At 59.7% G+C, this 21,007-nt stretch carries 23 protein-coding genes and 1 pseudogene; 12 read left to right on the plus strand and 12 right to left on the minus strand.

Translation table 11 applies throughout. The features are described 5' to 3' along the window. Nucleotides 1–362: 362 nt before the first annotated feature. From pstB to M5B99_RS30345, 6 genes and pseudogenes are all read right to left on the minus strand, one after another. On the minus strand, nucleotides 363–1,142 hold the full coding sequence (gene pstB / locus M5B99_RS21895) for a phosphate ABC transporter ATP-binding protein PstB (RefSeq protein ID WP_100944227.1): 780 nt from the start codon (nucleotides 1,140–1,142) through the stop codon (nucleotides 363–365). Continuing rightward, nucleotides 1,142–2,014: a phosphate ABC transporter permease PstA gene (pstA, locus tag M5B99_RS21900; RefSeq protein ID WP_248805948.1), complete on the minus strand. Its 873-nt coding sequence runs from the start codon at nucleotides 2,012–2,014 to the stop codon at nucleotides 1,142–1,144. The genes pstB and pstA overlap by 1 nt, the downstream gene beginning before the upstream one ends. After that, on the minus strand, nucleotides 2,011–2,979 hold the full coding sequence (pstC, locus tag M5B99_RS21905) for a phosphate ABC transporter permease subunit PstC (protein ID WP_412548755.1): 969 nt from the start codon (nucleotides 2,977–2,979) through the stop codon (nucleotides 2,011–2,013). The genes pstA and pstC overlap by 4 nt, the downstream gene beginning before the upstream one ends. A gap of 114 nt (nucleotides 2,980–3,093) precedes the next feature. After that, nucleotides 3,094–4,110 carry a phosphate ABC transporter substrate-binding protein PstS gene (gene pstS, locus M5B99_RS21910; protein ID WP_248805950.1) on the minus strand — a complete coding sequence of 339 codons (1,017 nt, stop codon included), beginning with the start codon at nucleotides 4,108–4,110 and terminating at the stop codon, nucleotides 3,094–3,096. 176 nt (nucleotides 4,111–4,286) lie between these two features. After that, entirely contained in the window at nucleotides 4,287–5,129 is an 843-nt protein-coding gene (locus M5B99_RS30340) for a methyl-accepting chemotaxis protein (RefSeq protein ID WP_412548756.1), read from the minus strand. Nucleotides 5,130–5,144: 15 nt separating this feature from the next. Then, nucleotides 5,145–5,966, minus strand: a pseudogene (locus M5B99_RS30345) (cache domain-containing protein); the annotation flags it as partial. 200 nt (nucleotides 5,967–6,166) lie between these two features. On the opposite strand from M5B99_RS30345, the gene M5B99_RS21920 reads away from it, so the two are divergent. Then, nucleotides 6,167–6,607, plus strand: coding sequence for a YeeE/YedE family protein (locus tag M5B99_RS21920; protein ID WP_248805952.1), 441 nt, complete (start codon nucleotides 6,167–6,169; stop codon nucleotides 6,605–6,607). Further along, entirely contained in the window at nucleotides 6,604–7,026 is a 423-nt protein-coding gene (locus tag M5B99_RS21925) for a DUF6691 family protein (RefSeq protein WP_248805953.1), read from the plus strand. The genes M5B99_RS21920 and M5B99_RS21925 overlap by 4 nt, the downstream gene beginning before the upstream one ends. Nucleotides 7,027–7,035: 9 nt before the next feature. On the opposite strand, the gene M5B99_RS21930 is transcribed toward M5B99_RS21925, so the two are convergent. Together M5B99_RS21930 and M5B99_RS21935 are read right to left on the minus strand one after the other, a co-directional pair. Continuing rightward, nucleotides 7,036–7,506: a hypothetical protein gene (locus M5B99_RS21930; RefSeq protein WP_248805954.1), complete on the minus strand. Its 471-nt coding sequence runs from the start codon at nucleotides 7,504–7,506 to the stop codon at nucleotides 7,036–7,038. Further along, nucleotides 7,500–7,700, minus strand: a complete 201-nt coding sequence (locus tag M5B99_RS21935) for a hypothetical protein (protein WP_248805955.1) — start codon at nucleotides 7,698–7,700, stop codon at nucleotides 7,500–7,502. The genes M5B99_RS21930 and M5B99_RS21935 overlap by 7 nt, the downstream gene beginning before the upstream one ends. A gap of 389 nt (nucleotides 7,701–8,089) precedes the next feature. On the opposite strand from M5B99_RS21935, the gene M5B99_RS21940 reads away from it, so the two are divergent. From M5B99_RS21940 to M5B99_RS21955, 4 genes are all read left to right on the plus strand, one after another. After that, nucleotides 8,090–9,694 carry a tetratricopeptide repeat-containing response regulator gene (locus M5B99_RS21940; RefSeq protein ID WP_248805956.1) on the plus strand — a complete coding sequence of 535 codons (1,605 nt, stop codon included), beginning with the start codon at nucleotides 8,090–8,092 and terminating at the stop codon, nucleotides 9,692–9,694. After that, entirely contained in the window at nucleotides 9,691–10,383 is a 693-nt protein-coding gene (locus M5B99_RS21945; RefSeq protein ID WP_248805957.1) for a sensor histidine kinase, read from the plus strand. The genes M5B99_RS21940 and M5B99_RS21945 overlap by 4 nt, the downstream gene beginning before the upstream one ends. A gap of 233 nt (nucleotides 10,384–10,616) precedes the next feature. Then, nucleotides 10,617–11,858: a glutamine synthetase family protein gene (locus tag M5B99_RS21950; RefSeq protein WP_248805995.1), complete on the plus strand. Its 1,242-nt coding sequence runs from the start codon at nucleotides 10,617–10,619 to the stop codon at nucleotides 11,856–11,858. Between the two features lie 72 nt (nucleotides 11,859–11,930). Next, nucleotides 11,931–13,259 carry an MFS transporter gene (locus tag M5B99_RS21955; protein ID WP_248805958.1) on the plus strand — a complete coding sequence of 443 codons (1,329 nt, stop codon included), beginning with the start codon at nucleotides 11,931–11,933 and terminating at the stop codon, nucleotides 13,257–13,259. Between the two features lie 64 nt (nucleotides 13,260–13,323). Here M5B99_RS21955 and M5B99_RS21960 read toward each other — a convergent pair whose 3' ends face one another. The 4 genes from M5B99_RS21960 to flgA all read right to left on the minus strand — a co-directional run bounded on the left by M5B99_RS21960 (nucleotide 13,324) and on the right by flgA (nucleotide 15,913). Beyond that, entirely contained in the window at nucleotides 13,324–14,067 is a 744-nt protein-coding gene (locus M5B99_RS21960) for a flagellar brake protein (RefSeq protein ID WP_248805959.1), read from the minus strand. A 95-nt stretch (nucleotides 14,068–14,162) separates the two neighbouring features. Further along, nucleotides 14,163–14,630 carry a flagella synthesis protein FlgN gene (locus M5B99_RS21965; protein ID WP_248805960.1) on the minus strand — a complete coding sequence of 156 codons (468 nt, stop codon included), beginning with the start codon at nucleotides 14,628–14,630 and terminating at the stop codon, nucleotides 14,163–14,165. A 48-nt stretch (nucleotides 14,631–14,678) separates the two neighbouring features. Then, nucleotides 14,679–14,999: a flagellar biosynthesis anti-sigma factor FlgM gene (gene flgM / locus M5B99_RS21970; protein WP_248805961.1), complete on the minus strand. Its 321-nt coding sequence runs from the start codon at nucleotides 14,997–14,999 to the stop codon at nucleotides 14,679–14,681. Between the two features lie 152 nt (nucleotides 15,000–15,151). Further along, entirely contained in the window at nucleotides 15,152–15,913 is a 762-nt protein-coding gene (gene flgA, locus M5B99_RS21975; RefSeq protein WP_248805962.1) for a flagellar basal body P-ring formation chaperone FlgA, read from the minus strand. An 80-nt stretch (nucleotides 15,914–15,993) separates the two neighbouring features. On the opposite strand from flgA, the gene M5B99_RS21980 reads away from it, so the two are divergent. The 6 genes from M5B99_RS21980 (at nucleotide 15,994) to flgE (ending at nucleotide 20,966) form a co-directional block, all read left to right on the plus strand. Next, on the plus strand, nucleotides 15,994–16,920 hold the full coding sequence (locus M5B99_RS21980) for a chemotaxis protein CheV (RefSeq protein ID WP_248805963.1): 927 nt from the start codon (nucleotides 15,994–15,996) through the stop codon (nucleotides 16,918–16,920). A 54-nt stretch (nucleotides 16,921–16,974) separates the two neighbouring features. Further along, complete coding sequence (cheR, locus tag M5B99_RS21985; RefSeq protein ID WP_248805964.1) at nucleotides 16,975–17,802, plus strand: protein-glutamate O-methyltransferase CheR; 828 nt, start codon at nucleotides 16,975–16,977, stop codon at nucleotides 17,800–17,802. 238 nt (nucleotides 17,803–18,040) lie between these two features. Beyond that, nucleotides 18,041–18,448 carry a flagellar basal body rod protein FlgB gene (gene flgB / locus M5B99_RS21990; protein WP_248805965.1) on the plus strand — a complete coding sequence of 136 codons (408 nt, stop codon included), beginning with the start codon at nucleotides 18,041–18,043 and terminating at the stop codon, nucleotides 18,446–18,448. A 3-nt stretch (nucleotides 18,449–18,451) separates the two neighbouring features. After that, nucleotides 18,452–18,895, plus strand: coding sequence for a flagellar basal body rod protein FlgC (gene flgC / locus M5B99_RS21995; RefSeq protein ID WP_248805966.1), 444 nt, complete (start codon nucleotides 18,452–18,454; stop codon nucleotides 18,893–18,895). A 15-nt stretch (nucleotides 18,896–18,910) separates the two neighbouring features. After that, nucleotides 18,911–19,639 carry a flagellar hook assembly protein FlgD gene (flgD, locus tag M5B99_RS22000; protein WP_248805967.1) on the plus strand — a complete coding sequence of 243 codons (729 nt, stop codon included), beginning with the start codon at nucleotides 18,911–18,913 and terminating at the stop codon, nucleotides 19,637–19,639. A 31-nt stretch (nucleotides 19,640–19,670) separates the two neighbouring features. Further along, entirely contained in the window at nucleotides 19,671–20,966 is a 1,296-nt protein-coding gene (gene flgE, locus M5B99_RS22005) for a flagellar hook protein FlgE (RefSeq protein ID WP_248805968.1), read from the plus strand. Nucleotides 20,967–21,007 lie beyond the last annotated feature (41 nt).

The following is a 21,007-nucleotide window of genomic DNA, read 5'->3' on the forward strand; positions in this document are numbered from 1 at the left end:
GCGCTGCGCAAATGTCCGGTGCCCGATCCAGAATCTAGAGTGGCTGCTCAGCCGCCATCGCCAGCAAGCCGGCTCTCACAGGGGGGGGCAAGGTATTCCAGCGCAGAGATGGCGCCGTACCTGGCCTTTGTAGGCGCTGGCTTGCCGGCGATCGCGGCCGCACAGTCACCGCAAGGCTCACGGCCCTATCGCCAGCAAGCCGGTTCCCACAGCGGGACAGGTTTCCAGCGCAGAGATAGCGCCGTCCCCGGCCTTGGTAGGCGCTGGCTAGCCGGCGATGGCCTCAGTTCAGGTGCTACAGGACTCAAACCCCGGACATAAAAAAACCACCTCTGCAGGTGGTTTTTTTATGAGCGGATGGATCAGCCAAAGCGGCCAGTCACGTAGTCTTCCGTCTGCTTCTTCTTGGGATTGGTGAAGATGGTGTCGCTCATCGCATGCTCGATCAACTCACCCATGAACATGAATGCGGTGTAGTCCGACACCCGCGCCGCCTGCTGCATGTTATGGGTCACGATGATGATGGTGTACTGCTCTTTCAGTTCAGTGATCAACTGTTCGATACGCCCGGTGGAGATCGGGTCAAGGGCGGAGGTCGGTTCGTCCAGGAGCAAGACTTGTGGGCGCAGGGCGATGGTCCGCGCGATGCACAGGCGCTGCTGCTGGCCGCCAGACAAGCCTTGTGCGCTTTGCTTGAGCTTATCCTTGACCTCATCCCACAACGCCGCGCCACTCAGGGCCTGCTCGACGCGTTCATCCATTTCATGGCGGGACAGCTGCTCATGGTGACGCACTGCATAGGCCACGTTGTCGTAGATCGACATCGGAAAGGGTACGGGCTTCTGGAAGACCATGCCGACATGGCTGCGCAGGCGGTTCATCGAGTAGCCAGGGGCGAGAATGTTCTCGCCATTGAGCAGCACCTCGCCGCGCGCCTCCTGCTTCGGATACATGGAGTAGATCCGGTTGAATACCCGCAGCAGTGTCGACTTACCGCAACCTGAAGGACCGATGATCGCAGTGATGCGTTTCTCGGGAATATCCATGTCAATGGACTTCAGGGAGCGCTGGTTGTTGTAAAAAAACTCCAGGCCACGAACGCGAATTTTGGTTTTTTCGTTGCCAAGGTCACGGCTATTCATCAAGTCAACCTATTGCGCAAAAGGATCAAACGGGACAGAAGGCTGAGGATCAGTACGAACAAGGTCAGTACCAACGCACCCGCCCAGGCCAGGGAATGCCAGTCCTCGAAAGGGCTCATGGCGTACTGGAAGATGACTACGGGGACGCTGGCAATCGGCTTGAGCAGATTGCTGCTCCAGAACTGGTTGCCGAACGCGGTGAACAGCAGTGGCGCGGTTTCGCCAGTGATCCTGGCCAGTGCCAGCAAGATACCGGTCAGCACACCGGCTTTCGCCGCGCGCAGGACGATTTGCAGCGTCAATTTCCACTGCGGGACACCCAATGCCAGCGCGGCTTCGCGCAGGGTGGTGGGCTGTAGTTGCAGCATCTCATCGGTGGTCCTGACCACCACCGGAATCACCAGGAGTGCCAAGGCCAGGGCCCCGGCGATCGCAGAGAAGCCGGACTGGTGATTGGTCAGCAGGTTCAACGGCAGGATCACCGCAGTGTAGACGAACAGACCCAGCACAATCGACGGTGCCGACAGCAGGATATCGTTGATGAAGCGGACGACGTTGCCCAGGCGCGAATGGCGTGCGAACTCCGCCAGCCAGATGCCGGCCATCAAGCCAATCGGCGTGCCGATCAGCAGGGCGATCGCCGACATCAGGGCGCTGCCATAGAAGGCATTGGCCAAGCCGCCTTCGACGCCAGGCGGCGGTGTCATCTGGGTAAAGAGGCGAAGATTGAGCGCCTGAAAGCCGTTGATGATCGTGGTCAGCAGGATCCAGACCAACCAGATCAGGCCGAAGACCGTGGCGCCACAACTGAGCACCATCGCCAACTGATTCTTGAAGGCGCGGATTCGGTAGAGACGTTCATTACCGGTCATACACCCTCCTTGCGTGAAAGCCGCATCAGCAGGAGTCGCGCCAACGCCAATACGATAAAGGTGACGATGAACAGCAAGAAGCCCAGCGCGATCAGCGCTGAACGATGCAGATCGGTATAGGCTTCGCTGAACTCGTTGGCAATGACCGAAGCGATGGAGCTGCTGGGCATCAGCAAGGAAGCCGAGAACTGTTGGGCGTTACCCAGCACGAAGGTTACCGCCATGGTCTCGCCCAAGGCACGACCCAATCCGAGAAAAATGCCGCCGACCACCGCGGAGCGGGTGTAAGGCAGGACGATGTCCCAGACCACTTCCCAGGTAGTCCCGCCCAACGCGTAGGCAGACTCCTTGAGCGGGGTGGGAACGCTACGAAACACTTCCTGCATCACCGAGGTGATGAAGGGCATGATCATGATCGCCAGGACGATGCCGGCGGTCAGCATGCCGATGCCCAAGGGCGGACCCTGGAACAGCGAACCGACCAAAGGCAACGAACCCAAGTAGTCATTGATCCAGGGGGACAGGTGTTCGGCCATGAACGGGCCGAATACGAACAGGCCCCACATGCCGTAGATAATCGAAGGAATCCCCGCGAGCAATTCAACCGCCGAGGCGACGGGCATGCGCAACCAGGGTGGTGCGACTTCAGTCAGGAAAATTGCAATGCCGAAGCTGACAGGTACCGCAATCAGCAATGCCAGGAAGGACGTCACCAGGGTGCCGTAAATCGGCACCAGCGCCCCGAAGTGGTTATTGACCGCATCCCACTCGGTGCTGGTCAGAAAACCGAAACCGAAGGTCTTGAGCGCAAGACTGCCGCCCCAGAGTGTTGATGCCGCGATGCTCGCCAGGAGCAACAGCACCAGCATCGCCGCGCCCATCATCGAGCGCTTGAACCAGAGATCGTGACGATGATCGCGAGTCGCACGCGCATCACTCATCACTTCGCCAGCGTAAATGGTCATGGCCGGGGGTTGGACTATATCGTTCATCAGAAGTCTGCTCACAAACAAACCCCTTCGCTCGGCAAAACCTGCCTGAGGAAGGGGTGTTTTAGCTATTGCCTATTGCCGGCTGGATCAGTGGGCGAAGTCAGACTTCCAGTAGCCTTCGATCCGCTGGACGAGGGAGTCAGGCAAAGCCACATAGTCCAGTGCCGACGCCTGTTGCTGGCCTTTCTCCAGGGACCATTTGAAGAAGCTGAAGGCGGCCTTGCTTTGCTCGGCATTCTTCGGCTGCTTGTACATGATGATCCAGGTGGTCGCCGTGATCGGCCATGCACCGTCGCCAGGCGCGTTGGTCATGATCAGGTTGAAGTCTTTGGCGCTGGCCCAGTCGGCAGTGTCGGCAGCGGCCGCAAACGCTTTGGCGTTAGGTTGAATGAATTTCCCGGCGGCGTTTTTCAGCTGCGCGTGAGTCATTTTGTTCTGCAGGGCGTAAGCGTACTCGACATAGCCGATAGAGTTCTTGATCTGCTTCACGTAGGCGGAGACACCTTCGTTGCCTTTGCCGCCGACACCGACCGGCCAAGGCACGGTGGTGCCGAAACCGATTTTGGATTTCCAGCTATCGCTCACTTTAGCCAGGTAGTTGGTGAAGTTGTACGAGGTACCCGAACCGTCAGAGCGGTGAACCACGGTGATTTTACCGCCAGGCAGTTTCACGCCCGGGTTCAGAGCGACGATGGCCGGATCGGTCCACTCGGTAATTTCACCGAGGAAGATTTTCGCCAGGGTCTCGCCGTCGAGCTTCAATTGGCCCGCCGCGACACCATCGATGTTCATCACTGGCACGATGCCGCCAATCACGCTAGGAAACTGACCCAGGCCGCCGGCCTTGAGGTCATCCGCCGACAGCGGGGCATCGGAGGCGCCAAAATCCACGGTGGCCGCCTTGATCTGGGCAATACCGCCACCCGAGCCGATCGACTGATAATTGATGCGATTGCTGGAGTCTTTGCTGTAGTCCTGCGACCACTTGGACAGAACCGGGTAAACAAAGCTGGAGCCGGCGCCAGTCACATCGGTCGCGTGAGCGACACCGCTCAGGCAGAGAGAAGCCAGCAGGACAGACAGGCCTTTTTTAGTCAGCAACATCAAACACCTCAATGAAAGGGGTTAAGTGGAGTGACCCACCTATATAGAGACATCACGATTAAATTCCTGAAATATTTCTGTCTGATGACGGTTGTGTGATTTTTTGTAATATTTTGACATTTATTGGTCTCGGTTTCCTTGGGCGCCGCAGAATACACAGCGCCCTGGTCCAACCATCAGACCCTGAAACGTTTGACCAGCAACCCCAATTCCCGTGACAACTGATCCAGTTCGACGCACATTTCGTTGTTGCGCGTGGTGATGGCCTGGGTGTCGTTGATGTGCTGGCTGATTTGCACCAGGCTCTGGTTCACCTCGGCGCCGATGCTCGACTGTTCTTCCGCAGCGGTCGCGATCTGGTTGTTCATACCGTTGATCTCGGACACCGCATTGCTGACTTGGGCCAGGATCTGGCCGGTACCGTTGACCTTGGTCACTGCCAGCTCGCTGCCATCGAGGCTGCTCTGCATGGTGCTGACCGCCGCCCGGGCGCCCTGTTGCAGTTGAGTGATCTTGGCCTGGATTTCCTGGGTACTCTGCTGGGTGCGCTGGGCCAGCGAGCGGACCTCGTCGGCGACCACGGCGAACCCGCGCCCCTGTTCTCCCGCGCGGGCGGCCTCGATGGCGGCGTTGAGAGCCAGCAGGTTGGTTTGCTCGGCAATGCCACGGATCACATCGAGGATAGAACCGATGGATTCCACATCGCTGCCCAGGGTCTGGATATCCTGGGCGGCTTTTTCGATATCCCGCGCCAGGCCGCCGATGGCATCGACGGTGTCGTTGACGTTGGTGTGCATGGCCTGGGCCTGTTCATCGGTATCGCGGGTCGCCTGAGCGGCACTTTGCGCCGACTCCGCCACGTTATGGGTGGCCAGGGCCATCTGCTCCATGGCGTGGGTGACCTGTTCGGCGTCGCGGGTCTGGCGCATCAGCGCATCGGCGGCATGCTGGGCGCTCTGCTTGAGCTGTTCGTTACGTTCATGCAATTGCTGGGCGCAGCGGGCCAGGTCCAGCACCATATGGCGGATTTTCCCGGCGAACTGATTGAAGGCACCGGCCAGCTCGGCGGTTTCTTCATTGCCATCGATAGGCAACTGGCGGGTGAGGTCGCCGTCTTCGCTGGCCAGGTCTTGCAGGCTACGGGTCAGCAGGCCGAGTGGCCTGACGATGCTGCGGGCGACATAGGCGGCAACGAGGCTGAGCACGATCAGCAGCACCCCCATGATGCCCCACTGCTTCCAGCGCAGGGCATCCATGGCCTGTTGCTGATGTTGTGTCTGCGCGGCGATCAGGGCGTCCAGGCCGTCGACATAAAACCCGGCACCGACGATCCAGTTCCATTTGTCCAGGTAAATGGCGTAGGACAGCTTGGGATAGGCAGTGTCGTCATTGCCAGGCTTGGGGAAGTAGTACGTGACGAAATCACCGCCGCGTTTGGCGGCACCGATCAGCTCTCGGATCAGGTAGGTGCCGTGGCTGTCTTTCAGGTCCCAGAAATTTTTCCCATCGTCTTTGCCTGCGGCCAGAAAAATCCTGTCGCCCTTGTCGTTGTAGCCAAAGAAGTAGCCGTCTTGCCCATAGTGGAGGTCGCGCAGTCGACGCTTGGCTTCCTCCTGAGTGGCGGGGCTCATGGCGTCGGCCCCTTCATAGAGCGGCTTGATGGTGCTGTAGGCGAGATCAAGGTAGTGTACCAACTCGTCCTTGCGGGTTTTTATCAGGGTCTGGCGCGTCTCCTCGATGCTTCGCTCGCCCATGGCCTGCTGTTCGGAAAAGGCCAGCAGTTGAATAATCAAAGCCAGCAAGAGGGCAGGAATCACGGACAGCAGCAGAACCTTGTTGCGTATTTTCCACTTCATAGGAAATCCCGGGTCGAGGAGCAAGCTTGTTATGTTTTTTATATCGACTCACTGGCATGATTGTTCAGCTCCGTGAGTCGGATTTTTCAAGGGGCGTCGCTACTGTTGTGACCATATCCGCCCATGGGGGCCGAAACATTGACGCAGGTCGACTGTACTCACGACCATGCATACTCTCTTTATTCAGCGGACGGTGCGATATGACTATCGACTGGCTTGACTTTACACCGTGGTCGGCACTAGCCGGAGGCGCGCTGATCGGGCTCGCGGCGGCTCTGTTCATCCTCGCCAACGGCCGTATTGCCGGCATCAGCGGCCTGCTCGGCAGCCTGCTTCAGCGCGGCGGCGAAGGGCGCGGTGAGAAGGCGTTGTTTCTGCTAGGCCTGCTGCTGGCACCGTTGTTGTGGGGCGCGTTCCATGCACTGCCGCCGATCCGCTTCGAGACCGGCGCGCCGGGCCTGGTGCTGGCGGGCCTGCTGGTGGGATTGGGAACCCGTTACGGCTCAGGTTGCACCAGCGGGCACGGCGTGTGTGGTATTTCACGGCTGTCGCCACGCTCGATTGTCGCCACGCTGTGCTTCATGGCCGCGGGCTTTGTCACGGTCTATGTCCTTCGCCATGTGTTGGGAGTCTCGCTATGACCAGGCTGACAGCTTTTTTGGGTGGCCTGATATTCGGCATCGGCCTGTTGCTGGCGGGTATGGCCAATCCGGCCAAGGTCTTGGGCTTTCTCGACCTGGCGGGCGCCTGGGATCCTTCCCTGGGGCTGGTCATGGCGGGGGCGGTGGCCGTGGCAGCCTGGCCATTTCGCTGGGCCGGCAAACACCGGCAGTCGCTGTTGGGCGCGCCGATGCAGCTACCGCTCAAGCGCGAACTGGATGCCCGCTTGATTGGCGGCAGTCTGCTGTTCGGCGTGGGCTGGGGGATCGCCGGCATTTGCCCGGGACCGGCGGTGGCGATTCTGCTGACCGGCCATTGGCAGGTCATCGTGTTCGTGCTGGCCATGCTGGCCGGGATCCAGCTGTTTGCCCTGTTGGAAAAACGCCAGGCGCTGCGGTGAGTCGGCGGTCTACTTGTCGTCCTCGCAGCCCAACCCTTGGCGTTGCCCTGCTTCATCACTCAGGGTCTTGCCGGTCCTGCTCATGATCTGCGCCTGCAGTTGCTTGAGCGCGGGCCCGGCCAGGCGTTTGCAACTGTTGATTTCCCATACGTCGCCGGTGAGCACGCTGACCGAGAACAGCCCCCAGTACTCGGTGGCACCCGCCTTGGGGTCGTTGTAGCCCAGGCTGAAATCGAAATAGCCGGGATGCGGTGGTTTGCCGTTGTCGTCGGCCAGGTCGCCGTCGATAAAGACCCCGGGTTTGTCCAATTTGTAGTGCTGTGGCTTGAGCGCGACCACCAGTACTTGCTGGGCTTGCTCAAGACTCAGGCCCTGGGGCTTGATCTGTGCAGGAGGCAGCGTCGAGGCGGCACAAGCCGAGAGGGTGACGCTGGCCAGGCCGAGTGCCAGCCACCTTGCGCAAAGGGTTCTGATCAGCACGCCAACCGTCCTTTGACCGTGGTGGTGATATCGGCCAGATAGTGGGCGAAACCGTTATGGCCACCTGTGACGGCGCTGCCGGTGTTGAAGCCGATCTTCACCAGCGCCTGGGCAAACTCCAGGGGCTCCTTCCTGCCTCTCACGGCCGAGCCGTAGCGGTTGGCAAAGGACTGCGCGCACTGCCTGGGGTTCAAGATTATTCCCTTATATGACCTGTCGCTTCCATGGGTACTTGATGAAGCCGCCGACAGTATAGGGCAGCGCGGCGCGGCATTCGATGCTGGCACGGCCTCCCGGACTCTCAGGTTTTCACGGTGTCTGACGATACCCTGTTTGGGATAACCCGAAAGTCCGCTATCGCGGGCCGGGTATGTGTCTCAAACTGTCGATCAAGCCTCTATGGCTTTTGCCGCTACGCTTGGCAAAAGGTCGGGTTTTGCCTGCAATTTTGTACGATGCTGTAAAGTTGCTTGATGGCAAAATGCCGTTAGTTATTATCTGCGCGCGAAGGTGGCAGGGAAGCTGAACCCGCTCTGGTGATTGCCCACGGGCTCATCTTCTATCTCCCATGACAGGAATCTCGATGCTGGCGTATCACCAAAAAAACTTTCTTATTGTCGATGATTTCTCCGATTTCCGTAGTTCAGTCCGGTCCATGCTGCGGGAACTGGGAGTCAAGGAAGTGGACACCGCCGACACCGGGGAACAGGCGCTGCGCATGTGCGCCCAGAAACGTTACGATTTCGTGCTGCATGACTACCATCTGGGCGACGGGAAGAAGAACGGCCAGCAGGTGCTCGAAGACCTGATGACCGACAAGCTGATCAGCCATGAAAGCGTGTTTGTCATGGTCACCGCCGAAAGCAGCCAGGCCATGGTGCTCTCGGCCCTTGAACATGAGCCCGATGCCTACCTGACCAAGCCGTTCAACCGCGCCAGCCTGGCCCAGCGCCTGGAAAAACTGGTGCAGCGCAAGAACCTGCTCAAGCCGATCATGCAGGCGCTGGACCGTGACAAGCCGGCCGAAGTACTGGCCGCCTGTACCCGCCTGACCCAGCAGGACAGTCGTTTCGCGCCGTTGTGCCTGCGTTACCGCGCCGACGCGATGTGGAACCTGAATCAGTTCGAACCCCTGGAGCGTTTTCTCACCGGCATCCTCGCCGATCGCCCATTGCCCTGGGCTTATGCGCGAATGGGGCAGTTGCTGTTCAAGCGCAACCAGACCGCCCAGGCCAAGGCGCTCTATGAAACCGCGCTCAAGGCCTTTCCGATGATGCCGGCGCTCTATGACGGCCTGGCCGAGGTGCTGGTGCAGGAAGGCGATACCCGCCGTGCCCAGAGCGTGCTGGAAGAGGCGGTACGCTTGTCGCCGCTGGCGGTGCGCCGGCAGTCGTTGCTGGGCAAGCTGGCCCTGGCCAACGAAGATTTTGAAAGTGCTTCCCGGGCCTATCGCCAGGCCGTGTCCCAAGGTGAACAATCGCGCTTCAAGGACCCGGAAAGCAATCTCGGCCTGGCCCATGCGCTGATCAGCAAGGGCAGCGAGCGTGGACTGGACACCCGCACCCGGCTGGAGATCAACCAGACCCTGAGCGCGGTCGCCAAGGAAAACGCCAACGATCAGGGCTTGCAGGTGCGCGCGCGCTTGATGAAGGCCACCAGCCTGCTGCTCAATGATGCCGAAACCGCCGACAAGCTCACCGAGCAGGCGATGTCGCGCCTGGACGGCATGGAGAACTTCATGAGCGCCGAGGCCGCACTGCTGGTGGCCAAGCAACTGCAGCAACTGGGTCAGGCCGATGCCGGGGCGTCGATGCTCAAGAGCTGCGTGGAGATCTACGGCGACGATCCGACGGTGATGAAAGGCATCGCCAAGTTGACCGACGACCCGGAGATCCTCGGCAGCGGCAAGGCGGCCATCGATCTCAACGTACAGGGGGTGCGCAGCTACAAGGGCGGCAACCTGGATGAAGCCGTGGATCTGTTCCGCCGTGCCTTGGCGTTGCAACCGAAGAACATCAGTATTGCCTTGAATGCGGCCCAGGCGTTGCTCGTCATCGCTCAGAAGAGCGGCGATGCCGCCGTGCTCGAGGAGTGTCGCGGCTGTCTGAAAATGGTCGGCAAGATGCCGGACAGCGATCCCCGTCATGAGAGGTATCAGAAATTGCGCACCCGGGCGTTTGGTGAATGAGTGAGACTCACGAGGGGCTGGATTTTTCCACGGTGATCGCCTCCACCGTGCATGACATGAAGAACTCCCTGGCGATGCTGACGCAGGCCCATGGCCAGTGGCTGGCACGCTTACCCGATGCCCAGCGCGAAACTCCCGAGCACAGTGTGATCGAGTATGAATTCGCGCATCTCAATACCATGCTGGTGCAATTGCTCGGGCTGTACAAGCTGGGGGTCAATCAGCTGCCGCTGCGTCCGGACTACCATGAAATGGATGATTTTATCGGCGCACAGTTGGCCGGGCGCCAGGAACTGCTGAGCAGCCGTGGGATCGTCGCCAGTTGCGAGGTCGACGATTTCAGTCCGTTGGGCTTCTTCGACCGGGAACTGATCAGCTCGGTGGTCGGCAATATCATTACCAATGCCATCGGTTATGCCTGCCATGCGCTGCTGGTCAGTGTCCGCGAGGAGGGCGAGCAACTGGTGCTGAGCATCAATGACGACGGCCCCGGTTACCCGGAGCAGATGGTCGAGCGCCAGGCCGATTATGTCCAGGGTATCAATCCGGCGACCGGCAGTACCGGGCTGGGGCTGTACTTCGCCGCGCGGATTGCTGGACTGCACGAGCGCAACGGCGTGCGGGGGCGGATCGAGATCGCCAACGGCGGGACCTTGGGCGGGGCGTTGTTCAGTCTTTATCTGCCTTGAGCGCGATCGCCAGGGCACAACCTGATTGCACTGTCAGGCTTTTCTGTATTTCGTGCTTGAAATCCTGAACAGGTGATGCGTATTTTGTACAGGACGCCGTTAGCGGCCCGTACAATAACAAGGATTGAGTCATGACGACCGATGGCCTGAGTTCACTCGCCCAGCGACTGACCGGCATTGATGAGATTGAATGTGTCACCCCGGACCTCAATGGTATACCCCGCGGCAAGGTGATGACCGCCGAGGGCTTTCTCGAAGGGCGGCGCTTGCAGATGGCCCGTGGGGTCTTGCTGCAATGCATCATGGGCGGTTATCCGCCGGCACGTTTCTACGGCAGCGACGACGGCGATCTGGCGCTCAACGCCGACCCCCGGCAGATTCACCGCTTGCCATGGAGCCGGCAACCGCGTGCCCTGGCCATCTGCGATGCGGACGAACTGAGCGGTGAAAGCTCCAGCCTGTCGACCCGTGGCCAGCTCAAGGCGGTGATCGCGCGTTATGCGGCCCGTGGCCTGGCACCGGTGGTTGCGACTGAGCTGGAGTTCTTCGTCTTCGCCCCGAACCCCGACCCGACCCAGGCGTTCCTGCCGCCGGTGGGTCTGGACGGTCGTCGTGAGGACGGCCATTCGGCGTTCAGTGTCAGTTCCAACAACGGCCTGCGACCCTTTTTCAGCGAAGTCTACGAATGCATGGCCGCCCTGGGACTGCCCCGGGATACTTTCATGCACGAAATGGGCGTCAGTCAGTTCGAGATCAACCTGCTGCATGGCGATCCGCTGCTGCTGGCCGACCAGACCTTCCTGTTCAAGCACCTGCTCAAGGAAGTCGCCCTCAAGCACGGTCTGACCGTGGTCTGCATGGCCAAGCCATTGGCGCATACCCCCGGTAGTTCGATGCATATTCACCAGAGCGTGGTGCAGGCGGATGGCGGGCGTAATGTGTTCAGCGATGCCAATGGCGAGCCGACGGCGACCTTCCGGCATTTCATCGGCGGCCAGCAAGCCTGCCTGGCGGACTTCACGGCGCTGTTCGCACCCAACGTGAATTCCTACCAGCGGCTCTGCCATCCCTTTGCTTCGCCGAACAATGCCTGCTGGTCCCATGACAATCGCTCGGCGGGTTTGCGCATTCCGGCCAGCGCGCCGGTGGCGCGGCGCGTGGAGAACCGCCTGCCGGGGGCCGATGCCAACCCCTATCTGGCGATTGCCGCGAGCCTGGCGGCGGGCCTCTACGGGATCGAGCACGAGCTTGAGCCGACGCCGGCGATCCAGGGCGAATTCGAAGTTCCGGATTCTTTGTCGTTGCCATGTACCTTGCATGCCGCGCTCGAACGTCTGAAACGTAGTCAGTTGGCCAGGGAGTTGTTCGGCAACGTGTTCATCGAAGGCTACATCGCTTCCAAGAGCATGGAGCTGACCAGTTTCCTGGATGAAATCACCCCCTGGGAGCGTCGTGTTCTGGCCTCTCAGGCATAGCTGTAGCCGTCCCGTTCGGGCTATCTTGTCGGATAGCCCGATACCCTATTCAAGGAGCCGCTCGGAACGCCGATGCGCCAAATCTGGAAACCCTTTCGAGCGCTGTATTTCGCCTCGCTGATGATGTTGATCGGCTCCGGCCTTCTGAGTACTTACCTGGCCCTGCGCCTGGCCGCCGAGCATGTCGACAGCCTGTGGGTGGGCGCCTTGATGGCCGCCAACTACTTCGGCCTGGTGCTGGGCGGCAAGATCGGCCACCGGCTGATTGCCCGGGTCGGCCATATCCGCGCCTATGCCACCTGTGCCGGTATTGTCGGTGCGGCGGTGCTCGGCCATGGCTTGATCGACTGGCTGCCGGCCTGGCTGTTCCTGCGGATGATCGTGGGCCTGGGGATGATGTGCCAGTACATGGTCATCGAGAGCTGGCTCAACGAGCAGGCGGAAGCCAAGCAGCGCGGCGTGGTCTTCAGTGGCTACATGATCGCCTCCTACCTGGGGCTGATCCTCGGGCAGATGATCCTGGTCCTGCACCCGGCCCTGGGCCTGGAACTGCTGATGGCGGTAGCGATGTGCTTTGCCCTGTGCCTGGTGCCCGTGGCGATGACCCGGCGGATTCACCCGGCACCGCTGCATCCGGCGCCGCTGGAACCACGCTTCTTCATGAAGCGGGTGCCGCAGTCGCTGACCACGGTGCTCGGCGCCGGGATTATCGTCGGCTCCTTTTATGGTCTGGCTCCCTTGTATGCATCCCAGCAGGGGCTTTCCACCGAGCAGGTGGGGCTGTTCATGGGCTGCTGCATTTTTGCCGGCTTCCTGGTGCAGTGGCCGCTGGGCTGGGTGTCGGATCGCTATGACCGGGCGCTGTTGATTCGCAGCATTGCCTTCTTGCTGGCGTTGGCCTCATTGCCGCTGGCGATCATGTCCCATGCGCCGCTGGAGGTGCTGTTTGCCGCGGGCTTCGTGGTCTCCCTGCTGCAGTTCTGCCTGTATCCGCTGGCGGTGGCGTTTTCCAACGACCATATCGAAGGTGATCGCCGGGTCTCGCTGACGGCCATGCTGCTGATGACCTATGGCATTGGCGCGAGTATCGGGCCCTTGGTGGCCGGTGTGCTGATGAAGCTGTTCGGCAGCCAGATGCTCTACGCGTTTTTCAGCTTCTTTGCTTTGATGCTGGTGTGGCGGATCCGGCCGAAGGCGGTGACCAACCTGCATCAGGTCGAGGATGCACCACTGCAGCACGTGGTCATGCCGGAAGCCATGTCGCCGCTGGGCGTGGCGCTTGACCCGCGGGTCGATGAGCAGATCGTGCTGGACCAGATGTGTGACAGTGTCGTGCCCACGGAGCCTGAGGCCGAGGTGGACGAATCGGACCCGGAGCCGGCGCACAAATCTAGCAACTGAAATGGCGTTGATAAAAAAACGGGCCACCTGATGAGGGTGGCCCGTTTTTTATGGCGGCTGCTGTTCAGAAGTCGTCGTCTTTATCGAAGCGTCGCGCCTCGCGCTGCAACTGATAGACGAAACGCTCGACCTGGCGTTGGACCAGACCGCTCATGTTGTGGAAGCGCACGCCGGCGAAGGTGGTGTTGAACCTTTCCTCGAAGTGCAGGTGACGCAGTTCCACGGGGGCGGTCATGGGGCCGAAGGGCAGGGCGGCAATGAAGCGCTCGTAGACCTGGCCCAGTTGCAGGCGGTCGGAAATATCGCCGTCGAAGCGCAGCTTGCAACCGGTGGCGGAAATGTCCAGCAGCTTGCCGGTCACTGGCGCCTTGAGCTTCTCGCCGCCCAGTTCGACATTGACCAGCGCGGTCAGCTTCAAAGCGGCACGGAAGGCATTGCGACGTTGGTGATAGACCACTTCATTGGGCATCGAGCCACGGTAGCAACCGTTGGTTTCGTCGATGATCATGGGGTGCGGCTGTTCCCAGGCGATGCGCACGCCTTCATGGAAACCTTCGACGCGGAAGGGCTCACCGGCGGACAGGAAGCGCTCGCCGTCGCGAGGCATCATTTCGTCCAGGGCCAGGGTGCCGGCTTCGCGGTCGACATCGATCACAAAGCTTTGGAAGCGCTGGCTGCGCTCATGAAAGGTGATGATCAGCGGGTCGTGACTTTCCTGCAGCATCCGCAGGTTGGCGGAAATTTCCAGAGGCGTGCTAAGCACCTTGGGTGGCTGCGGAGCATCTTCCGCGCTTGAGGCATTGGACACGGTTCATCAATCTCCAGACAAAATACAACTGCACGCAAAGGCTAGCATTTTGCCAGCATGTTGCGCGCCTTGATAGAGCACGCGCAAGGCCCGTTTCAAGCCTGGCTGAGCGGACGCGGTTTCATGGACATTGCCGTTGAACCGCGTGCGTCATAGAGGGCGGGGGTTTCACCGCCGGTCAGGATCTTCAACTGGTTTGCGGTTGTCGCTTGCTGAACCTGGATATTGCGACCATTGAGCTCGTTGGCGGCCTGGCAATCGGCCAGTAATTGGGTCAGTACATCGCTCTGACTCAGCAATTGCTCGCCAATGCTCGACTGCGCGGCGAGTTGCTCCAGTCCGGCACGGTTGCTGGGCAAATTGATGCTGGCGAGCAACTGGCTGCGCTTGCGACCATGCTGTTCCAGCAGAACGATCAGCGCTTGCTTGCGGGCCAGAATCTCTTCCAACTCGAACATATTGCGGCCATGGAGCGCCAGGGATTCGGCGCGCAGCAACTCAAGCAGGTCTTGAGCAGGGGCAAAATCGTCGGTGATCAGTTGCAGCAGAGTGTTGTCGTGCATGGCTGGCCTTGGTTTTTAAGCGTCCAAAAGCCTGACGCAGGCCGAAGCCTAGCGCTGGGCTTCGAAGTTGAGCAGTTTGCTGGCGACGCGGTTGCTGTCGACTTTATAGCTGCCATCGGCAACCGCCTGCTTCAACTCGGCCACGCGGGCACTGTTGACGACAGGTTGGTCGCGCAGCTTGTCAGTGACTTGTTGCAACTGCTGAGCCTCATTACTGAGGTGTACCGATTCCCCGCTCTGGCTGACCGAGGCGGCCGGAGTGCTCACGGCCGCGGATTTGCCGGAGCCGTCGGCTTCCTTGTTGGCGCTGGTGCGCGTACTGCCTGTCAGTGACGGGGCGTTATTCAAACGACTGAAATCGATGACCATGATGAAAAAAACCTCTGGGTATTTGGACGCTTGCCTTGTTTTCGGCCATACCCGGAAAAACTTTAGGCTCGGATGAGAATGAGCCGGCACGTGTTGGCGGTGTTCCTGTCTGCCGCACAGTTTAGGAAAAGCTGCTGCTTAGCGCCAGTTCTCTACAACGCGACTTCCACTTGTCCCGGCCCGGTCACCCGTGCCTTGATCACCCGTTGAGAGTTCAGGTTCTTGATTCGGATCTGTTCGTTCAGGCCGCCGTTGGACAAGGCTTCACCTGGCATCTTGACCACCAGGCCGCCGCTCGTCGCACTGATGACCACCTGATCGCCCTTGCGAACTACCTCGGCCTGCTCCAGATGGACCAGGGTGATGACCTGATCCATGACCATTGGTCGGACAAGTTTCTGCCCGATGGCCTCGTCCGTGGTCGTCAGGAAGCCCTGGTTGATCAGGCTGATATCGCGTTCACGCAGGGTGACATCGCCGGGTTCGATGATACCGGCGCGTTTCAGCGGGCGCGTGGTGACCACCACATTGCGGAACAGCTTGACCTGGGCGGGCACGAACACGGTCCAGGGCGAACTGCCTTCGCAACGGACCTTGACCGTAACCCGACCAATGGGGGTGGCCGGGCTTTCCAGGCTGGCTGTCAATTCCTTGTCGCAGGCCGCCAGGCGTAAACGCGGATCGAGCTGGTTGACCTGGATTTCGTAGCGTCCTTCGGTTTGACTGGTAGTCAGGTAGTCTTCTACCGTGAACTCAAGAAAGCCTTGGGTCACGCCGATAAGCTGATCAGGCAAGGTCGCCGAGTCGGCAAAGGCAGGGCCACCGGGGTTCAGACTGCATAAAACCGCCAAGACCCAGAGCAATCTGCGGTACTGTGATGTCAGGCGTCGAAAAAATGTCGTTTGTGCTTTCATAACAGTATAAAAAGCAAGGCTCGTGCCGTTTAATGCTGAATAGGCGTCGGATCATGAAGCTTGTGTGAGAGGTGGCTGGCATGGCGGGTGTAATGGATTCGGTGAACCAGCGTACGCAACTGGTCGGGCAGAACCGCCTCGAGTTGTTGTTGTTTCGTCTGGATGGTCAGCAGTTGTACGGGATTAACGTATTCAAGGTGCGGGAGGTGTTGCAATGCCCCAAGCTGACCCTGATGCCCAAATCCAGCCCGGTAGTCTGTGGCGTGGCGAATATCCGTGGGGCAACCATTCCCATCCTTGATCTGGCGATGGCTACCGGGTCGGGCGGTCTCAAGGATCAAAGCAATCCGTTTGTGATCATTACCGAGTACAACACCAAGACTCAGGGTTTTCTGGTGAAGTCGGTGGAGCGCATCGTCAACATGAACTGGGAAGAGATCCATCCGCCGCCCAAGGGCACCGGACGCGATCACTACCTGACCGCGGTGACCCGGATCGACAACCAGTTGGTGGAAATCATCGACGTCGAGAAAATCCTCGCCGAAGTTTCGCCGACCTCCGAATCCATCTCCCATGGCGTGGTCGATGTCGAGACCCAGGCCAAGGCGGTGTCGATGCGGGTGCTGACGGTGGATGACTCGTCGGTGGCACGCAAGCAGGTCACGCGTTGCCTGCAGACCGTGGGGGTGGAAGTGGTGGCGTTGAACGACGGCCGGCAGGCGCTGGATTACCTGCGCAAACTGGTCGACGAGGGCAAGAAGCCGGAAGAAGAATTCCTGATGATGATTTCCGACATCGAAATGCCCGAAATGGATGGCTATACCCTTACGGCCGAGATCCGCAACGATCCGCGCATGCAAAAACTTCACATCATCCTGCATACTTCCTTGTCAGGGGTCTTTAATCAGGCAATGGTCAAGAAGGTCGGTGCCGATGACTTCCTGGCCAAGTTCCGTCCCGACGACCTGGCAGCACGGGTGGTCGAGCGGATCAAGGCGGCAGAATAAGCGATCAGGGACCTCCGTTCCTGGCGGTACGAACGATTGTAGAGGCGGCATCATTTGTCTACGGGTAATTTGGATTTCGAACAGTTCCGGGTCTTCCTGGAAAAGGCCTGTGGCATTCTGCTCGGTGAAAACAAGCAGTATCTGGTTTCCAGCCGTCTCAATAAACTGATGGAACAGCAGGGGCTCAAATCCCTTGGCGAACTGGTCCAGCGGATCCAGACCCAGCCCCGCAGCGGTTTGCGCGAGCAGGTGGTGGATGCCATGACCACCAACGAGACCTTGTGGTTTCGCGACACCTACCCCTTCGAGGTCCTGAAGAACAAGGTGTTGCCGGAAATGATCAAGGCCAGCCCCGGCCAGCGTCTGCGGATCTGGTCGGCGGCGTGTTCGTCGGGGCAGGAGCCCTATTCGATCTCGATGTCGATCGATGAATTCGAGCGGACCAACATGGGCCAGTTGAAGGGCGGTGCGCAAATTGTCGCCACCGACCTGTCCGGGTTGATGCTCACCAACTGCAAAAGCGGCGAGTATGACAGCCTGGCGATTGGCCGCGGCCTGTCGCCCGAGCGCCTGCAACGCTTCTTCGACCCCAAGGGGCCGGGACGCTGGGCGGTCAAGGCGCCGATCCGCAGTCGGGTGGAGTTTCGCTCGTTCAACCTGTTGGACAGCTATGCGAGCCTGGGCAAGTTCGACATCGTGTTCTGTCGCAACGTATTGATCTACTTCTCCGCCGAAGTGAAGAAAGACATCCTGCTGCGGATCCACGGCACCCTGAAGCCAGGTGGCTACCTGTACCTCGGGGCCTCGGAAGCCCTGAACGGCCTGCCTGACCATTACCAGATGGTGCAATGCAGCCCGGGGATCATCTACCAGGCCAAGTAAGCGGCAAGTCATACACCAAACGGGAACCCCAGCGGGTTCCCGTTTTTTTTACGGCGCTTTTGCCGCTTTACCGGCACTCGGCGGAAATGCTTTGCCGCTTTTCTGGCATTGCCGCTCGCTGCCTGCCCGCAAGTCCTTGATTTACCTGCATCGAAAGATTGGCATGGGCATTGCTTTGTCTCTTGCAACGAAAAGCCTGTTCCAGAAAATCAGGTCAAGCTGCTAAAGGTTTCCCGACATGAGTATCAACTTCGATAAAGCGCTCGGCATCCATGAGCAAGCCCTGGCCTTCCGCGCCCAGCGTGCCGAAGTCCTGGCGAACAATATCGTCAACGCCGATACCCCGAACTACAAGGCGCGGGACCTGGATTTTTCCTCGGTGCTCGCCCAGCAGAGCGACAAGGCCAAGAATGGTAGTTTCGCGCTGAACACCACCAACAGTCGCCATATCGAAGCCGAAGGCTTGAGCAACGGCGATGCCGCGCTGCAGTACCGCACGCCGATGCAGCCGTCGCTCGACCAGAACACCGTGGATGCGCAGATCGAGCAATCGAACTACGCGCAGAACTCGGTCGACTTCCAGGCCAGCTTCACTCTGCTGAATGCACGATTCAAAGGGCTGGTTTCAGCCCTGCGTGGAGAATAAGTCATGTCCCTAGCCAACGTTTTCAACATTGCCGGTACCGGTATGAGTGCCCAGACCACTCGTCTGAACACCGTCGCCAGTAACATCGCCAACGCCGACACCGTCTCATCGAGCATGGACCAGACCTATCGCGCCCGGCATCCGGTGTTCGCCACCATGTTCCAGAACACCCAGGGCCAGACTGACAACTCGCTGTTCCAGAGCCAGGACGGGGCGGGTGCTGGTGTGCAGGTCATGGGCGTGGTCGAGGATCCCAGCAACCTTGAAGCCCGTTATGAGCCGAATCATCCGGCGGCGGACGCCAATGGGTATGTCTACTACCCCAACGTCAATGTGGTTCAGGAAATGGCCGACATGATTTCCGCCAGCCGTTCGTTCCAGACCAATGCGGACATTATGACCACCGCCAAAACCATGATGCAGAAGGTACTGACCCTCGGTCAGTGATAAGGGACGATTCCTATGACGGTTTCCAGTACTTCGTCGAGCGGCAATTCGACACTTGATACGATCATTGCCAACTCCCAGAAGACGACTACCGGTAGTACTGATGCACTGGGCAATGCCATCAGCAGCGCCGCCGGCGGCCAGACTCTGGGCAAGGACGCGTTCCTGCAATTGCTGGTGACCCAGCTGAAAAACCAGGACCCGCTCAACCCCCAGGACAACAGTGCCTTTGTCGCGCAGTTGGCCCAGTTCAGCAGCCTGGAAGGTATCCAGACGCTCAACACCAGCGTGAACAATATTGCCAGTTCCTTCACCTCGTCCCAGGCGCTGCAGGCCTCGTCTATGGTCGGGCGTTCGGTCATCGTGCCGACCACCCAGGCCGTGGTCGATACCAGCAAGACCTTCACGGGTACGGCAACGGTTCCGAGTTCTGTCAGCGATGTGACCCTGAAGATCAGCGACTCCACTGGCAAGGTGGTCCGGACCATCGACATGGGTTCCCAGGCCGCCGGCAATGCCTCCTTTGCCTGGGACGGCAAGGACGACTCCGGCACTTTGCTGGCCAGCGGCACCTACACCTTCAATGCCACCGCGCCGATCAGCGGCACGGCCACGGCGCTCACGACCAACCTGCCGGCGACTGTCAGCAGCGTGACCCTGGGTCAGAACGGCGGCGAAATGATGCTCAACCTGGCGGGCTTGGGCAGTATTGCTCTGTCCAAAGTCCAGACCATTGGCCTGTAAGAGCCGACCAACACGAAGTAAGGAGTGAACCATGTCTTTCAATATCGGTTTGAGCGGTCTCTCTGCGGCCAGCAAGCAACTTGACGTCACCGGCAACAACATTGCCAACGTCAACACTACCGGTTTCAAGTCGTCCCGCGCGGAATTCGCCGACGTGTACTCGGCGACCAAGCTGGGCACCGGCGCCAAGACCATCGGTAACGGTGTGAACCTGGCCAACGTCTCGCAGAACTTCGGCAATGGCGGCATGGACAGCACCGGCAACGTGCTGGACATGGGCGTACAGGGCAACGGCTTCTTCGTTCTGAGCAGCAGCGGTTCGCTGAGCTACACCCGTGCCGGTACCTTCAAGACCGACAAGGACGGCTTCGTCACCAACACTGACGGCACCGCGAAACTGCAAGGTTTTGCCGCCGATGCCAACGGCAACATCATTCCGGGTGTGCTGACCAATCTGCGGATCGACACCTCCAATCTGTCGCCGCAGACCACTACCAAGATCGGCTCGACGATCAACCTCGACTCCAAGTCGGCGGTGATCAGCGTGCCGTTCGACCCCGCGACCACTTCGACCTACACCAAGCCGTTCAGCACCACTATCTATGACACCCAGGGTAACTCCCACTCTCTGGACCAGTATGCGGTCAAGACTGGTTCCAATACCTGGAATGTCTATTCGCTGATTGATGGACGCAACCCTAATGGGACAGCGGCAACAGTCGGCGGGGCCACTGACCCTGTCCCGGTAGCCGTGACCTTTGACTCCTCGGGCAAGTTGGCGAGCATTGGCGGTGTTGCCGGCCAGACCAGTATCAACGTTACAGGTTGGGTGCCCGGGACGGTGACCGCAGGTGTCTTCACGCCGAACGGTGCATCAGCCAATGCCGCCGGCATTGCCGTCGACTTTTCGAAAACGACCCAGTTCAACGCTGATACCGCTCGTAACAACATCACCAACGACGGTTATGCCACCGGCCAGATCACCGATGTCACCATCGATGCCAGTGGTGTGATCTCCGCCAACTTCAGTAACCAGCAGCACAAGGCGATCGGCCAGGTGGCCCTCGCCACCTTCACCAATGAGCAAGGTCTGCAGGCGGTCGGTGGCACCAGCTGGAAACAGACCTTCTCGTCCGGCCAGCCGGCCTTTGACGGCGGTACGGTCGGCACCAACGGTTCGATCCTTTCCGGTTCCCTGGAAGCCTCGAACGTGAACCTCACCAGCGAGCTGGTGGACCTGATCAAGGGCCAGAGCTACTACCAGGCGAACGCCAAGACCATCTCCACCCAGAGCTCCATCATGCAGACCATCATCCAGATGGCGTGATGCGGCTTAGCTGAAAACGCTTGGCAAGAAAGCCCCTTGAA

It is taken from the genome of Pseudomonas sp. MWU13-2100 (assembly GCF_023242365.1).
Classification (GTDB): domain Bacteria; phylum Pseudomonadota; class Gammaproteobacteria; order Pseudomonadales; family Pseudomonadaceae; genus Aquipseudomonas.